11 protein-coding genes and 1 pseudogene are annotated in these 15,157 nt (G+C 70.7%); 7 read left to right on the top strand and 5 right to left on the bottom strand.

Annotated features, from left to right (window positions below; genetic code table 11):
• Positions 1-46 precede the first annotated feature (46 nt).
• From IEZ15_RS06205 to IEZ15_RS06190, 4 genes are all read left to right on the top strand, one after another.
• Complete coding sequence (locus tag IEZ15_RS06205) at positions 47-775, top strand: DUF3152 domain-containing protein (RefSeq protein WP_229845762.1); 729 nt, start codon at positions 47-49, stop codon at positions 773-775.
• A gap of 793 nt (positions 776-1,568) precedes the next feature.
• Entirely contained in the window at positions 1,569-2,078 is a 510-nt protein-coding gene (locus tag IEZ15_RS06200) for a SigE family RNA polymerase sigma factor (RefSeq protein ID WP_114246014.1), read from the top strand.
• A gap of 10 nt (positions 2,079-2,088) precedes the next feature.
• The gene (locus IEZ15_RS06195; protein WP_189274887.1) at positions 2,089-3,012 is read left to right on the top strand and encodes a hypothetical protein; all 924 of its coding nucleotides are present in this window, start codon (positions 2,089-2,091) and stop codon (positions 3,010-3,012) included.
• Between the two features lie 79 nt (positions 3,013-3,091).
• On the top strand, positions 3,092-3,943 hold the full coding sequence (locus IEZ15_RS06190; RefSeq protein WP_229845761.1) for a DUF3152 domain-containing protein: 852 nt from the start codon (positions 3,092-3,094) through the stop codon (positions 3,941-3,943).
• Between the two features lie 51 nt (positions 3,944-3,994).
• On the opposite strand, the gene IEZ15_RS06185 is transcribed toward IEZ15_RS06190, so the two are convergent.
• The 4 genes from IEZ15_RS06185 to IEZ15_RS06170 all read right to left on the bottom strand — a co-directional run bounded on the left by IEZ15_RS06185 (position 3,995) and on the right by IEZ15_RS06170 (position 8,965).
• The gene (locus IEZ15_RS06185) at positions 3,995-4,648 is read right to left on the bottom strand and encodes an imidazolonepropionase-like domain-containing protein (protein WP_189274883.1); all 654 of its coding nucleotides are present in this window, start codon (positions 4,646-4,648) and stop codon (positions 3,995-3,997) included.
• Between the two features lie 7 nt (positions 4,649-4,655).
• Entirely contained in the window at positions 4,656-5,855 is a 1,200-nt protein-coding gene (gene mqnC, locus IEZ15_RS06180; RefSeq protein WP_114246010.1) for a cyclic dehypoxanthinyl futalosine synthase, read from the bottom strand.
• Positions 5,856-5,927: 72 nt separating this feature from the next.
• Positions 5,928-7,715 (bottom strand): serine/threonine-protein kinase, encoded by a 1,788-nt coding sequence (locus IEZ15_RS06175; RefSeq protein WP_189274880.1) that lies wholly within the window; start codon positions 7,713-7,715, stop codon positions 5,928-5,930.
• Between the two features lie 371 nt (positions 7,716-8,086).
• Positions 8,087-8,965 carry a menaquinone biosynthetic enzyme MqnA/MqnD family protein gene (locus IEZ15_RS06170; protein ID WP_114246008.1) on the bottom strand — a complete coding sequence of 293 codons (879 nt, stop codon included), beginning with the start codon at positions 8,963-8,965 and terminating at the stop codon, positions 8,087-8,089.
• A 376-nt stretch (positions 8,966-9,341) separates the two neighbouring features.
• On the opposite strand from IEZ15_RS06170, the gene IEZ15_RS06165 reads away from it, so the two are divergent.
• Both IEZ15_RS06165 and IEZ15_RS06160 read left to right on the top strand, forming a co-directional pair.
• On the top strand, positions 9,342-9,545 hold the full coding sequence (locus IEZ15_RS06165; protein ID WP_003967102.1) for a cold-shock protein: 204 nt from the start codon (positions 9,342-9,344) through the stop codon (positions 9,543-9,545).
• Between the two features lie 174 nt (positions 9,546-9,719).
• The gene (locus IEZ15_RS06160) at positions 9,720-10,547 is read left to right on the top strand and encodes a MerR family transcriptional regulator (protein ID WP_189274878.1); all 828 of its coding nucleotides are present in this window, start codon (positions 9,720-9,722) and stop codon (positions 10,545-10,547) included.
• 73 nt (positions 10,548-10,620) lie between these two features.
• Here the strand turns inward: IEZ15_RS06160 and IEZ15_RS06155 are convergent, their stop codons facing one another.
• A complete protein-coding gene (locus tag IEZ15_RS06155; RefSeq protein WP_114246007.1) occupies positions 10,621-11,850 on the bottom strand; it encodes an amidohydrolase family protein in 1,230 nt (409 codons plus the stop codon).
• 263 nt (positions 11,851-12,113) lie between these two features.
• Between IEZ15_RS06155 and afsR the strand changes: the two are divergent.
• Positions 12,114-15,076: pseudogene (gene afsR / locus IEZ15_RS06150) on the top strand (SARP-family global regulator AfsR).
• Positions 15,077-15,157: the final 81 nt, after the last annotated feature.

The following is a 15,157-nucleotide window of genomic DNA, read 5'->3' as shown; positions in this document are numbered from 1 at the left end:
AGGAAACACAGAACACAGAGCCACCGGGAACCAGGGGGGAGCCCAGATGTCCGCAGAGAGGGCACGTCGGCGGCTCGGGCCGGAACGCGGCCGGAAACGGCTGTTCGTGGCTGCTGTCGTCCCGGCGGCGCTGATCTGTGCCGCCGCTGTGGTGGGGCCCCGGTGGAGCACCGACGCCGAGGGGAAGACGGCCGCGCCGTCCGCGTCCGGGACCTCGTCGGGCAGCGGCACATTCACCGTCGCCCGCGCCGGCGCCTCGGACACCGGCAAGGGCAAGGGCAACGCCTACCGGGTCGAGGTGGAGGACGGTTCGGGCGTCGACCCCGACCGTGCCGCCGCGGAGATCGCCCGCATCCTGGCTGCGCCACGGGGCTGGTCGCACCACGGCGAGCGCACCTTCCGCCAGGTGACCGACGGTCCGGCGGGACTGGTCATCCGTATCGCCACCCCCGGGACCACCGACGCCATCTGCGGGCGGAGCGGCCTGGACACCTACGGCGAGGTCAACTGCCGGGTCGGCGCCGACGTCATGGTCAACCTCAAGCGCTGGCAGCAGGGATCACCCGAATTCCACGGCCCGCTCGCCGACTACCGGGCGCTCATCATCGACCACGAGGTCGGACACTGGCTGGGCCACGGCCACGAGACCTGCCCGGGCAAGGGCCGCCCCGCCCCCGCGATGATGCAGCAGATCTACGGACTGAAGGGGTGTGTCTCCAACCCCTGGCCGTACGACGCCGAGGGCCACTACCTGGGCGGCCCGCCGGTACCGTGACGGGCCCCTCCGCCGGACGGGCCCAGGGGCTGTCTCTGCGATCACGGGCGAAGCCGGGTGATCACGGTCGCGAAGGTGGCTGCGCCGAGGAACACATGGCCACGCCTGTCGCGGCGGGTGGCCATGCTCCGGAAGACGAAGAGCGATATTCAGGTTCGTCGCCCTCGTCACATGGAGCGTGGAGCAGCAGGTTGAGGGCGGTCCGTGGGAGCTGTTCCGGGGTACGGCGCCAAAGGTGCCGACGGGCGGGCGAGTATGCCGTACCGGCCGCGATCGGGACGTGATCCATGGCGGGCTGATCACACGGGAGTCCGCACCGGACGGGCCGGCCGTGCGCGCAGGTGTGGCCGGTACTGGTTCACGGATGCCCGGGGCGCGAGCGGGTGGCGCCGGAGCCGGGTCCAGCGGGCTGCCGGGCAGCAGCACCGCGACACCCCCCGAGGTTGCGGCCACATCCGGGAAACCTCACCACGGCCTGCTCTTCGGGGAGAGAGCGTGCCCAGTCCCCGCAGGCCGGCCCTGATCTGCCGCGCAGTACAGCAACCGGCGCACACAGGCTGAGCTGCGGCGGAAGACCAGCCGTGCGCCGAGCACCGTCGCCGTGCAGCTCCCGTCGCCCGCGGTACGCGGCGCCGCCAGGTCCCGTACACCGAACACCGCTGCCCGGTCGGCGCCGTCTCGCGCCGGTCGTGCGCCGACGCCGGAACGTTCCGGAACTCGGCTTCAACCTTTTGGCCACGGCATCACTCAGTACAGAGGTGAGAGACCACCGAGACCCCGGAGAGGGGGACAGATGACCGCAGACGGCAGTCGGGACTCCACCGGATTCGAAGAGTTCGCCCGGGCGAACCAACGGCGTCTGTACCGGACCGCATATCTGCTGTGCGGTGATGCGGAGAGCGCCCGCGATCTGACCCAGACGACGCTGGCCAAGCTCTTCCAGTACTGGCACCGGGCGAGCAAAGCCGACCAACCCGCAGCCTATGCGCGCACCGTCCTCACCCGGACGTATCTCGCCGAGCGCCGGCGCCGGCTCCGGGACTTCCTGGCCCACAGCCACGTCGACGCCCCGCCCTCCGCGGTGGGCCCCGAACTGACGGTGACGCTGCTGGCCGCGCTCGCCGAACTGCCGCCCCGCGCCCGGGCGATGGTCGTCCTGCGCTACTGGGAGGACCTGGGCGTGCAGACGGTCGCCGAGCTGCTGCGCTGCAGTGAGTCCACCGTCAAGAGCCAGTGCTCACGCTCGCTCGCCACGCTTCGTACGCGGCTGGGCGACCCGCACCTCTACACCACCCGCAGCTGAGGAGAACGTCATGGACATGTTTCCGGAAGGTGCGCCGCAGGAGAGCGAGGCCCGGCTGATCAGGGAGGCCATGGCGGAGGCGGCCGAGGGTGCGCCACCGCTGCCGGACCTGGTACCGGCCGCCCTGGCCGGGGGCCGCAGGCGCCGCACCAGGGCGCGGGCGGCGATCGGCGGCGGGATGGTGGGAGTGGTGGCGCTGGGAGTGCTCGGCGCGATGCTGCCGTCCTGGGGTACGGGCGAGGGCGCCGCGCGGGTCGGGGCACCTGCCGCACCGAGCATGGGGCACGGGACCCCGTCCCCCGGGCCCACCAGGCCCACGACCGACTTCCCGACGCGGCCCCCCTCGTTCCCCGGGCCGTCACGTACGCCCGTCCACATCCAACCCACTCCGGGCGAGTCGTCCATGGCCGACCTGCCCGCGACCGAGCGCGGGCGGCAGGAGGAGTTCCAGCAGAAGGCGGCGGCCGTGCTGGACGAGCTGCTTCCTGCGGCGTTCGGCACGGTACGCCCGGTCGACCTGGCCGTCAGCCGGTACCAGGGCGGGTCTGGGGGGCAGGTCTTCCCCGTCGTCTTCTCCGTACAGCCCACCGGCGACGTGTCCGTCAGCCCGGCACAGGAGCCGTGCCACTACGGCCAGAAGAAGAAGTACCGGTGCGAGGAGGCGGCACTGCCGGACGGCATCGTGGCCCGCACCGTCACCGCGGTAGGGACTTCGAAGGGCGGGAAGGACATCGTCGGCGTCAGTGTCCGCTTCAGGTTCAAGGACAGCACCGTCGTCCTCTCGGCCGACGGCGACGACTCCGCCGTGGTCTCGGCGCCGGTCACCACCGACCAATTGCTCCAAGTCGCCCGGGACGCCCGCTTCCTGCACCTCGTGCAGTACGCGGACGCGTTCCCGATGGAGCCGAAGCGGGGGTCCGTCCATGGCGGGTGAGGAGCGGGGCCGCAGGGGGCGGGGCCGTGGTCGTGCTGCAACCCGGCGGGCACGCCGCCGACGGACCCGGATACGAGTGATGGGCGCCCTGCTGGTGCCGGGCGCGCTGCTCTGCGGGGCGCTGGTGTGGGGGCCGTGGGGCGGCGGTGACGGGGCGTCTGCGGTGGCGGACGCCCCGTCGGACCGGGTGGCGGTGTCGTCGTCCCCGGCCTCGGCCCCCGGGCCGGACTCCCGCTCCGTGCCCGGCCGTCCGCTCCCCTCCGCCTCGGGTGCCGCCTCCGACGCCGGGAAGGAACGCAGGGCGAAGAAGAGGCCCGAGCCGAGGAAGCGGGCGGACGGGTCCCGGACCTCGCGCGGGTTTGTGCCCGGACATGGCTCCGGTACGTTCGTCACCGCCGCCGCTGCGGGCACCGGCAGCCATGGCACCGGCACCGTCCACCGCTACCGCGTCGAGGTGGAGCGGGGCACCGGTCTGGCCACACGTCCCGCCGCGGCCGCGATCTCCGAGGTGTTCGGCGACCCGCGCGGCTGGACCCGCACCGGGCACGACGCGTTCCGGCAGGTCGACTCGGGCCCGGCCGGTCTGGTGATCCGGATCGCGACACCGGACACCGTCGACCGGCTCTGCGGGGCGTACGGGCTGGACACACACGGCGAGGTCAACTGCCGTGTCGGCACCACGGTCGTGGTGAACCTGAAGCGGTGGATGCGGGGGTCACCGCAGTTCGACGGGCCGCTGGCCGAGTACCGGGCGCTGATCATCAATCACGAGGTCGGCCACTGGCTGGGCCACGGCCATGAGACCTGCCCGGGCAAGGGCCGCCCCGCCCCCGCGATGATGCAGCAGATCAACGGGCTGAAGGGGTGCGTCGCCAATGCGTGGCCGTACACAGCCGCAGGCACATACATACGCGGCCCGTCCGTGCCGTGACAAGCACGGATGCCCGGATTCCGGGCGCGTCCGGCTCCGGAGGGGCACTGGCTAGCGCCGCCGGTACACCAGCCGCCCGCCCAGCACCGTGGCCACGCACCGCCCCGCCCCCGCCGCGCACAGCGCCGCCTCATCGGGTACGTCGAAGACGGCGAGGTCGGCGCGGCCGCCGACGATGAGCGGGCCGTGCACGGAACCGGGCAGATCGTCCCCCTCCACGAACGGGTCCAGGCTCGGTTCGCCGACCAGGATGCCGGGGGCGCCGACGGCCGAGACCTCCGTCATACCCGAGCGGGCGACAGCGGTGCGGACGGCCGGGTCGTGAAAGCGGCCCGCGAGGTGCGTCGTGCCGTACCGCAGCATCTGCTGCAGCCCGCGCCGTACACTGCCCGCCCGCCGCGTCGCGTCCATCTCACCGACCAGCCGCTCGAACGCCTCGCCCCACAGCGGCTGGTCGCCGAGCGCGTCCGCCTCGCGCGGGTCGGGGTGGTAACAGCGGGTGAGCAACCACAGCCCGTGCCACTGCCGCAGTCCCGGCGTGATGACGCCCGGCCATGTGCGGACCCGGGCCGTGGGGTGGGCGGCCACGACCTCGTCGTACGGTCCGAGGGCGACGATCCGGTCGCCCTCCACGGCCACCGCACCCTGCGCAACGGCAGCCGCGCCAACCGGAAGAACCAGCGGCGCGGCATGAACGGTCAGCACAACTGCCTCAGTTGGCGTTCAGGAGCTTCAGCTCCGGATGGGCCGTGCCGCCCTCGATCGCAGTGGACGAAATGTGCGAGACGACGCGCTCGTCGACCGGGTCGTTCGCCGGGTCGTCGTGGACGACGAGGTGCTCGTACGTCGTGGCACGCTGCGCCGGAACCCGGCCCGCCTTGCGGATCAGGTCGATGATTTCGAGGCGGTTGGAGCGGTGCTTGGCACCGGCCGAGGAGACGACGTTCTCCTCCAGCATGATCGAGCCGAGGTCGTCGGCGCCGTAGTGCAGCGACAGCTGGCCGACCTCCTTGCCGGTGGTCAGCCAGGAGCCCTGGATGTGCGCGACGTTGTCGAGGAAGATCCGGGCGATGGCGATCATCCGCAGGTACTCGAAGAGCGTCGCCTGCGTCTGGCCCTTCAGGTGGTTGTTCTCCGGCTGGTACGTGTACGGGATGAACGCGCGGAAGCCACCCGTCCGGTCTTGTACGTCGCGGATCATCCGCAGGTGCTCGATGCGCTCGGCGTTGGTCTCGCCGGTGCCCATCAGCATGGTGGAGGTGGACTCGACACCGAGGCGGTGCGCGGCCTCCATGATCTCCAGCCAGCGCTCACCGGACTCCTTGAGCGGGGCGATCGCCTTGCGCGGCCTGGCCGGCAACAGCTCGGCGCCCGCTCCCGCGAAGGAGTCGAGACCGGCGGCGTGGATGCGCTGGATGGCCTCCTCGACGGAGACCTTGGAGATCCGGGCCATGTGCTCGACCTCGGAGGCGCCGAGCGAGTGGATGACGAGCTGCGGGAACGCCTTCTTGATGGCGGAGAAGTGCTCCTCGTAGTACTCGACGCCGTAGTCCGGGTGGTGCCCGCCCTGGAACATGATCTGCGTGCCGCCGAGTTCGACGGTCTCCGCACAGCGGCGCAGGATGTCGTCGAGGTCGCGGGACCAGCCCTTGGCGGTGTCCTTGGGCGCGGCGTAGAAGGCGCAGAACCTGCAGGCCGTGACACACACGTTCGTGTAGTTGATGTTGCGCTCGATGATGTACGTCGCGATGTGCTCCGTACCGGCGTAACGGCGTCGGCGTACGGCATCGGCGGCCGCGCCCAGCGCGTGCAGCGGCGCCGACCGGTAGAGGTCGAGCGCCTCCTCCGGAGTGATCCGACCGCCCTCGGCGGCTCGGTCGAGGATGGGCTGAAGGTCGGCCTTCTCGGTCACCGGGCTGTCACCTTTCGGCGGTTTTTCAACGGATCTACGGACCGGTTCACCCTACGCCAGCCCCTGCCGGCGTCAGCTGCCGGACCGGGTGAGCGTGCCGTACGGACGTCCCGCGCCGCCCTCCTCGGACCGGAAGCGGAGGGTGCCGTCGGCGGCGCGCGTGAAGTGGACGTCGGTGGTGGTGGAGGTGCAGAGGGTCGGGTCGCCGGGGCGTTCCGGGTCGGCGCGCTCCCGGAGCGTCAGTTCCTTGTCGGTGCCGGACGAGAGGCTGGCGACGCTGTTGCAGCGGACGGTCAGTCCGAGAGCGCTGACCTCCGTGGTCATACGGACCACGTCCGCGCCCTTCTTCCCCTCGGTGAACACGGCGGTGAGCGTGCCGTGCGACTGCCCGGAGGTCTTCTCGGTGATCGGGCCCTTCCATGTGCCGATGAACGCCTTCGGGAGCTCGCTGATCTGCTCCGGGCCACCCGTACCCGAGTCCGATGGCTGCGACGGCTGCTCGGAGGAGGTGGCGGCCGGCGGGGTGTGGCCGACACCGCCGTTCTCGGCGGTGTCGCCGTCGCCGCCTCCCGGCATCAGATCGAAGAGGTACGCACTGCCCACGGTCACGGCGGCGAGGGCGCCCGCCACGGCGAGGGCGACGGTGCAGCTCAGCCTGCGGCCGCGGTTCGCATCGGGGCGGGCCGGGGCGGAGTCCGCGCTGACGGTGACGGAGAAACGGGTGTCGGGCGTACGTTGCCCGGAGGACCCGGTCGGCCTCGACGGCCCGGCCGGCTCGGCCGTACCGGCGGTCGCGGGCCATGAGGGCGGCCCGTTCGGCCGGGGCGGCCGGGGCGGTCCATGCGACGGGAACGGCTCGATCGGCGGACCGAACCCACCGCCCGCACCACGCCCGCCGTCGGCGCCGTTCGCGCCCCACGCCGCGCTGCTGAACGGCACCGGCCCCGACTGCACCGGTGCGTCCTGCGGCTCCAGGTCCAGCAGTGCGACCGCCGCCCGGCTGACCTCGCGCACCAGAGGTCCCGGCAGCCAGCCCGCCGCCACGAGCGCCGCCGCCCCGCCCGGTGCCAGCTGCCGGGCCAGCTCCGTGGGGGTCGGCCGGTCCTCCGGGTACTTCTCCAGACACCCGGCGACGACGTCCCGCAGCTCCCCCTCCAGCTCCCCCAGCTCGGGCTCCTCGTGCACCACCTTGTAGAGCAGTACGGCGGAGGAGTCGCCGAGGAAGGGGGCGGTACCGGTCGCCGCGTACGCGAGCACCGCGCCGAGCGAGAAGACATCGGCCGCTCCCGAGATGTCCACGCCCCGGATCTGCTCCGGTGCCATGTAGCCCGGCGAGCCGACGGAGACCCCGGTGGAGGTGAGCGAGGCGGTGGCACCGATGGCGTGGGCGATCCCGAAGTCGATCAGCCGGGGGCCGTCGAGGGCGAGCAGCACGTTGGACGGCTTCACATCGCGGTGGATGAGGCCCTGCTCGTGCACCGCGGCCAGCGCCTCCCCGAGTCCGGCACCCAGCGTCCGCACCGCGTGCTCGGGCAGCGGCCCGTGCTCGGCGACCGCGGTGGACAGCGGGGGCCCGGCCACATAGCCGGTGGCGACCCATGGAATGGGGGCGTCCGGGTCGGCGTCCAGGACGGGCGCCGTCCACTGCGCACCGATCCGCCGTGCCGCGTCCACCTCCCGCCGGAAGCGGGCCCGGAACTGCTCGTCGAGAGCGAAGTGGGGGTGCACGACCTTGACCGCGACGGTACGTCCGCCCGCGCTGCGCCCGAGATAGACCCGGCCCATTCCGCCCGCACCGAGCCTGCCGAGCAGTCGGTAGGCACCGATGGTCAGCGGTTCGCCGGCTTCCAGCGGCTGCATATGGACTCCCCCTGTGGACCGGCCTGACCTCCGACCGAAGCCTAGGGGCGAAGGTCATCGGGTCACAGAGGAAACCATCCGCCGATTTCACCCCCAAGGGAACGAACAACGGCTTTCGACACAACAAAAGGCGTGAATGCGTCGTTCACCCGAGCGATTCCGGAACACGACCGGCACTCTCCCCGGACACCATCCGGGAATCGACTATTCGACGCGTATTGACCCGAATCGATAGCCGGGCCAGGAGAAGGGGCGAGAGCGGGAGCGTGAAGAGATATCAACCGCAGGGGGAACAGGATTCCCCTATAGCCCCGGCCATTCCCGCGCACGGCGCACTCGGCGCACGTCCGGCATCCCGCCCCGCCGCCCGGTCAGCCGCCGAGCAGCTCGACCTTCACGTCCGCCGGGAAGCCGGTCGTCGGACCGACCCGGCGCGCGAACTCCTGTACGCCCGCCAGCTGGTCCGGGCCGAAGCGGAAGTCCAGGGTCGTGAAGTACCGCTCCAGCACCTCCGCGTCGAAGGCCTCCCAGCGTGCCGCCTGCTCCGCGACCTTGGTGACTTCCTCCAGGGAGACGTCCCGCGAGGCCAGGAAGGCCTCGTGCACCTTGCTCACGTGGTGGGGCTCGGCCGCCAGATAGTCCTTGCGGGCCGCCCAGACCGCGAAGACGAACGGCAGCCCGGTCCAGTCCTTCCACATCTGGCCCAGGTCGTGGACCTGGAGACCGAGCCGGGGTGCGTCGTGCAGGTTGGCGCGCAGCGCGGCGTCACCGATCAGCACGGCGGCGTCCGCCTCCTGCATCATCACGCCGAGGTCCGGCGGGCAGGTGTAGTAGTCCGGGCTGACCCCGTACCGCTCGGCGAGCAGCAGTTGCGCCAGACGCACGGAGGTGCGCGAGGTCGAACCGAGCGCCACCCGGGCCCGGTCCAGCTGGTCCAGCGGCACCTGCGACACGATCACGCACGACATGACGGGCCCGTCGCAGCCCACCGCGATGTCCGGGAAGGCGACCAGGTCGTCGGCGTTGCGGAGGAACTCCACCAGCGTGACGGGACCGATGTCCAGATCGCCCCTGACCAGCTGCTCACTGAGCTTCTCCGGGGTGTCCTTCGAGAGCTCCAGGTCGAGCAGGGTTCCGGTTCTCGCCAGTCCCCAGTACAGGGGGAGGCAGTTCAGGAACTGGATGTGGCCGACGCGCGGCCGGCTGCGACGGCCGTCGCCTGCGACAGTTGAGACGGTTGAATTGTCCACATCGCGAGGCTAGACCCGTGGTGCCGCACGGACGGCACCGGGTACTCGGGGCGTCACCCGACCCCACTCCCGGGGCGCACCGATACCGCCCCGGAGAGCGCGCCAAAGCCTTCCCCCGTACCGCCTGAAGGCGCCTCCACAACACCCTCCGGGACGCCCACTTCGTCAGCTCATCGGCACAGCTATCAAACATCCGGGTGAAGTGATCTTTCCCTCTACCCTTCCGTACACACTGCGTGCTAGGCTCGACGCAAGTTGCAGTTTGGTTTCCCTTGCAGTACAGAGCCTGCGGAGCATGTAACCCGCAGGCTTTTGTAGTTTTCAGACTTCTTTGCAGGTTCTGGAGCAGGGCAACCCTTTGGCCCAAGGAGGGCTTATGGCTACCGGAACCGTCAAGTGGTTCAACGCTGAAAAGGGCTTCGGCTTCATCGCCCAGGACGGCGGCGGCCCGGATGTCTTCGTCCACTACTCCGCGATCAACGCGTCCGGGTTCCGCTCCCTCGAGGAGAACCAGGTCGTGAACTTCGACGTCACTCAGGGACCCAAGGGTCCGCAGGCTGAGAACGTCACCCCGGCCTAGTTGCCCGGGTCGGCCGATCGCGGCCGGCTAGTAGTACCCAAGGAGCCCCGCTCCTCCGTCTCGACGGAGGAGCGGGGCTCCTGCCTTCTCTCCCGTCTTTTCCCCTCTCGGCGGCATCGGGACGCTGCGATGCTTGACCTTGACACCGTGTGAAGCAGTGCAGTGGGAGACATCATGTTCACCATCGGAGACTTCGCCCGGTACGGGCGGGTGTCGGCCCGGATGCTGCGCCACTACGACGCCATCGGGCTCCTGCACCCCGACCGCACCGACCCCGCCACCGGCTACCGCTTCTACGGAGCCGCCCAGCTCGCACGCCTCAACCGCATCATCGCCCTCAAGGATCTCGGCTTCACGCTCCAGCAGGTGCAGGCCGTCCTCGACGAGCAGGTGGGATCGGAGGAGCTGCGCGGGATGCTGCGGCTGCGGCGGGCGGAGCTGGAGGAGGCCATGGCGGCTGCGGCCGCGCGGCTGGCGCAGGTCGAGGCGAGGCTCCGGTCGATCGAGAGCGAGGGACGCATGTCTGCGGACGATGTGGTGGTCAAGAGTGTTGCCGCGGTACGGGTGGCCGAGCTGACCGGCACCGCGGCGAGCTACGAACCGGAGGACATCACTCCGGTGATCGGCCCGCTGTACGACCGGCTCTTCCCGCTGCTGGGCACGGTGGGCGTCGCGCCGAGCGGCCCCGGGATCGCACACTACGAGGACGCTCCGGAGGGTGGCGGCGCGGTCGTCGTCCACGCCGGGGTGACGGTCGCCGCCCCGGTGGGCCCGCTCGGCGACACCGGAATCACGGTGGTCGAGCTGCCCCCGTTCGAGGCGGCGACCGTGATCCACCGGGGTTCGATGGACGGCGTACTGCCGACGGCCCAGGCCCTGGCCCGCTGGATCGACGCCAACGGCTACCGGTCCGCGGGATACGCCCGCGAGATCAGCCTGGAGTGCCCCGAGGACCAGGACAAGTGGGTGACGGAACTCCAGGAGCCGGTCACCGGGGCCTGATCCCCTTCGGACGTCCGCAGGCTGAAAGGAACGTGACACCCCACACCTCGGGTGTCACGTTCCTTTGCACCCCCTACCGTCCTCCGGACCCCGCCCACAGCCCGTCGTCCGTCAGCCCCAGCAGGTCGATCGCGTTGCGGCGCACGATTCGGTCCACGACATCGGCGTCCAGATGCCCCATCTGCGCCTCGCCGACCTCGCGCGACTTGGGCCAGGTGGAGTCGGAGTGCGGGTAGTCCGTCTCGTACAGAACGTTCCCGACGCCGATCGAGTCGAGGTTCTTCAGCCCGAAGGCATCGTCGAAGAAGCAGCCGTAGACGTGCTCGGCGAACAGCTCCGACGGCGGACGGTGGACCTTGTCGGCGACGCCGCCCCAGGCCCGGTTCTCCTCCCAGACCACGTCGGCGCGTTCCAGGATGTACGGGATCCAGCCGATCTGGCCCTCCGCGTACATGATCCGCAGGTTCGGGAACCGTTCGAACTTGCCGCTCATCAGCCAGTCGACCATCGAGAAGCAGCAGTTGGCGAAGGTGATGGTGGACCCGACGGCGGGCGGGGCGTCGGCCGAGGTGGACGGCATCTTCGAGGACGAGCCGATGTGCATCGCGATCACCGTCCCCGTCTCGTCACAGGCCCGCAGGAACGGATCCCACTCGTCCGTATGAATGGACGGCAGGCCGAGATGCGGAGGTATTTCGGAGAACGCCACCGCGCGCACACCGCGCGCCGCGTTCCGCCGGACCTCGTCCGCGGCCAACCGCGCGTCCCAGAGAGGGATCAGGGTGAGCGGGATGAGCCGGCCCCGCGCCTCGGGCCCGCACCACTCCTCCACCATCCAGTCGTTGTACGCCCGCACCCCGAGCAGCCCCAGCTCGCGGTCCTTCGCTTCGGTGAAGGTCTGGCCGCAGAAGCGGGGGAAGGTGGGGAAGCAGAGGGCGGACTGGACGTGGTTGACGTCCATGTCGGCGAGCCGGTCGGGAACCGAGAACGAACCCGGGCGCATCTGCTCGTAGGTGATGACCTCAAGCCTGATCTCGTCCCGGTCGTAGCCGACCGCGGTGTCGAGCCGGGTGAGCGGGCGGTGCAGATCCTCGTACACCCACCAGTCGCCGACCGGCCCGTCGTCGCCCTTCGCACCCATCACTGGCGCGAACTTGCCGCCCATGAAGGTCATTTCCTTGAGCGGTGCGCGGACGATGCGCGGGCCGCGGTCGAGGTACTTGGACGGGAGCCGGTCCCGCCAGACATGAGCGGGCTCCACCGTGTGGTCGTCCACCGAGATGATCTTCGGGAAGGTCTCCATGCCTCCCACGGTAGCGTTGATCTGACGTACCGTCAGCTATCTGTACCGGCCCCCGTTCCACAATCGTTGTCGAGGGCTTGTGCAGAGAGTCACCCACTGCTGACGTGTCCGCCCAAAACAAGGCAGACTGTTGAGCGCGATACCAGCGGTACCGAACAATCCGGATCCACCCGCACCGGACCGGCACAAGGGCGGGCGATCCGGAACAGACAGCACCAGCACGATCGGCAGGACCGGCGGGGCGAGCAGGACAGGGGGCATCAATGGACCGTGACGACCACGGGCCACGCGTGCGTGTTCCGGGGCAACGGGCTCCGCAGCAGCAGTCGGCCGACGGCACCTATCTGCGCTTTTCCGTACTCGGCCCGGTACGGGCCTGGCGGGACGGAGAAGCGCTGCCGTCCGGTTCACCTCAGCAGCGCGCCCTGCTGACCGCACTGCTCCTGCGCGACGGCCGCACGGCCACGGCCTCCGAACTCATCGACGCCATCTGGGGCGAGGAACCTCCCTCGCAGGCGCTCGCCGCCGTACGCACGTACGCCTCTCGGCTCCGTAAGGTCCTCGACCCGCAGACGCTGGTCAGCGACGCCGGCGGTTACGCGATCCGGACCAGGAACGACGCCTTCGACCTGACCATGGCCCAGGAGTTGGTGGCCGAGGCGGAGAAGGCCCGCGCGGGCGGCGACCGCGCCCAGGCCCGCAGTCTCTTCAGCAAGGCGCTCGGCCTGTGGGACGGCGAGACCCTGGCCTCCGTGCCCGGCCCGTACGCCGAGAATCAGCGCACCCGTCTGGAGGAGTGGCGGCTCCAGCTCACCGAGACCCGGCTCGACCTGGACCTGGAGGTCGGCTGCCACGCGGAGGCGGTCTCCGAACTGACCGCGCTCACCGCCGCGCATCCGCTGCGCGAGCGGCTGCGCGAACTCCTCATGATCGCCCTGTACCGCAGCGGCCGGCAGGCCGAGGCCCTCGCGGTGTACGCCGACACCCGTCGGCTGCTCGCCGACGAACTGGGCGTCGACCCGCGCCCCGAGCTCTCCCAGCTCCAGCAGCGCATCCTGCAGGCCGACGAGGAACTGGCCCGCCCGGCCGACGAACCGGCCCCGGCCGCCGCACCGCTGCGTCCCGCCCAGCTCCCGGCCACCGTCCCGGACTTCACCGGCCGCGCCGACTTCGTACGGGACTGGGCGACCGGCTGGCGACCGCCGAGGGTTCGGTCATGGCCGTCTCGGCACTGGCCGGCATCGGCGGCGTCGGCAAGACGACGCTCGCCGTGCACGTCGCCCACCAGGCGCGCCAGCACTTCCCGGACGGTCAGCTGTACGTGGACCTCCAGGGCGCCGGCGCACGGGCGGCGGAGCCGGAGACGGTGCTCGGCGCGTTCCTGCGCGCGCTGGGCACGGCGGACTCGGCGATCCCCGACTCCCTGGACGAACGCGCCGCGCTCTACCGGTCCACGCTCGACGGCCGCCGCATCCTGGTCCTCCTCGACAACGCCCACGACGCGGCCCAGATCCGCCCACTCCTCCCCGGCACCGCGGGCTGCGCGGCCCTGGTCACCAGCCGCGTCCGCATGGTCGACCTGGCCGGTGCGCACCTGGTCGACCTGGACGTGATGTCCCCGGAGGAGGCTCTCCAGCTCTTCACCCGCATCGTGGGCGAGGAGCGCATCGACTCCGAGCGCGAGGCCGCCCTCGACGTGGTCGCCGCCTGCGGCTTCCTCCCCCTGGCCATCCGCATCGCCGCCTCCCGCCTGGCCGCACGCCGCACCTGGACGGTCTCCGTCCTGGCCGCCAAACTCGCCGACGAGCGCCGCCGCCTGGACGAACTCCAGGCCGGCGACCTCGCGGTGAAGGCCACCTTCGAACTCGGCTACGGCCAGCTGGAACCGGCCCAGGCGCGCGCGTTCCGCCTGCTGGGGCTGGCGGACGGCCCGGACATCTCCCTGGCAGCGGCGGCGGCTCTGCTCAACCTGGAAGCCCATGTGGCGGAAGACCTGTTGGAGGCCCTGGTCGACACCAGCCTCCTGGAGTCGGCGGCGCCGGGCAGGTACCGGTACCACGACCTGGTGCGCCTCTACGCGCGTTCCTGCGCGGAACGGGACGAGCAGGATCCAAAGGGGCGGGAGTTGGCGCTGTCGCGACTGCTGGACTTCTATCTGGCGACGGTCGCGCGCGTGAGCGCCATGGAGAAGCCGGGCGACACGCTGGTCGACCACCTCGCGCCCACCTCCTACGCAGGCCTGGCGTTCTCCAGCCGGCGCGATGCTCAGGACTGGCTCTACGCCGAGGCGGGAACACTGCTGGCCTGCGCCCGCCAGTCCGCGGGCGGGCAGACGTTGCGCCACGCCGTCGACCTGCTCTGGACTGCCATCGAGCTGGCGGAATCCGGGGCGAATTCAAAGGAGTACGAGGCGACAGTCGTTGCTGCCTGCAAGGCTGCCGAACTGGTCGGCGACGCCAAATCGGAGGGCAGGGCGCTCATCACTCTGGCCAATGTGCACCATGTCTCCGGTCGCTTCGACCTGGCCGATCACGAATGTCGGCGCGCACTTCACCTCTCCGCCGTCGCGCAGGACCCGCTCCCCGCCTGCTGGGCATCAAATCTGCTCGGCATCATCGCGCTCTACGAGAACCGTCACAAGGACGGCGAAGAGCATCTGACTCGCGCCATAGCTCATTTCCGGGAAGTCGAGGACCGCCCCGGCGAAGCCGCCGCTCTCTGCAACCTCTCGCGGGTTCACCTGGCCATGGGCCGAACGGCCAGTGCCGTATCGCTCGCACAGCAGGGCACGGAGATGTACGACGAGATGGACCACGCGCTCAAAGGGGCGAACGGACGTTACGCATTGGGCCTCGCACTCACGCAGAGCGGTCGGCTGGAGGACGCGGCCGACAGCCTGAAGGAAGCGCACCAAGTCTTCAAGGACAGTCGCCAGCGACTCTACGAAGGCATGGCGCTGTTCCGTCTCGCCGAGGTCGACATCGCCGCCGGGCGCCCGGCGCAGGCCGCGGCCAACTCCGAGATCGCGCTCACTGTTCTCCGCGGAATCGGGGGCGAATGGCGGCGCGGTAATGTCCTCACAGTCCTCGGCAGGGCACTGTCCGGCATCGGGCAGACCGACCGGGCCCAGGTCTGCTGGCGCGAGGCCCTGGCCATCTTCGAGGCGCTCGGTTCCCCGGAGGCCGATGATGTACGAAGTCTCCTCCACCCGGCCGTAGTCGCCTGACCGGCTCCCGCCAGGCCGTTCATCGTTCGTTTATCGCCGCAGGACACTCTCTTTTCCAGTCGATCCGTCGCGTCGGGGGGC

It is taken from the genome of Streptomyces atratus (genome assembly GCF_014648655.1).
In the GTDB taxonomy this organism is placed as follows: domain Bacteria; phylum Actinomycetota; class Actinomycetes; order Streptomycetales; family Streptomycetaceae; genus Streptomyces; species Streptomyces atratus.
The sequence above is the reverse complement of the archived record's forward strand: the minus strand, read 5'-3'. Positions and strand labels throughout refer to the sequence as shown.

Coding starts and splice junctions, on each gene's coding strand:
- IEZ15_RS06155 (WP_114246007.1), bottom strand. CDS start 11,850: ATGGAGACCTTCCCGAAGATCATCTCGGTGGACGACCACACGGTGGAG.
- IEZ15_RS06205 (WP_229845762.1), top strand. CDS start 47: ATGTCCGCAGAGAGGGCACGTCGGCGGCTCGGGCCGGAACGCGGCCGG.
- IEZ15_RS06165 (WP_003967102.1), top strand. CDS start 9,342: ATGGCTACCGGAACCGTCAAGTGGTTCAACGCTGAAAAGGGCTTCGGC.
- IEZ15_RS06195 (WP_189274887.1), top strand. CDS start 2,089: ATGGACATGTTTCCGGAAGGTGCGCCGCAGGAGAGCGAGGCCCGGCTG.
- IEZ15_RS06190 (WP_229845761.1), top strand. CDS start 3,092: ATGGGCGCCCTGCTGGTGCCGGGCGCGCTGCTCTGCGGGGCGCTGGTG.
- IEZ15_RS06200 (WP_114246014.1), top strand. CDS start 1,569: ATGACCGCAGACGGCAGTCGGGACTCCACCGGATTCGAAGAGTTCGCC.
- IEZ15_RS06160 (WP_189274878.1), top strand. CDS start 9,720: ATGTTCACCATCGGAGACTTCGCCCGGTACGGGCGGGTGTCGGCCCGG.
- IEZ15_RS06175 (WP_189274880.1), bottom strand. CDS start 7,715: ATGCAGCCGCTGGAAGCCGGCGAACCGCTGACCATCGGTGCCTACCGA.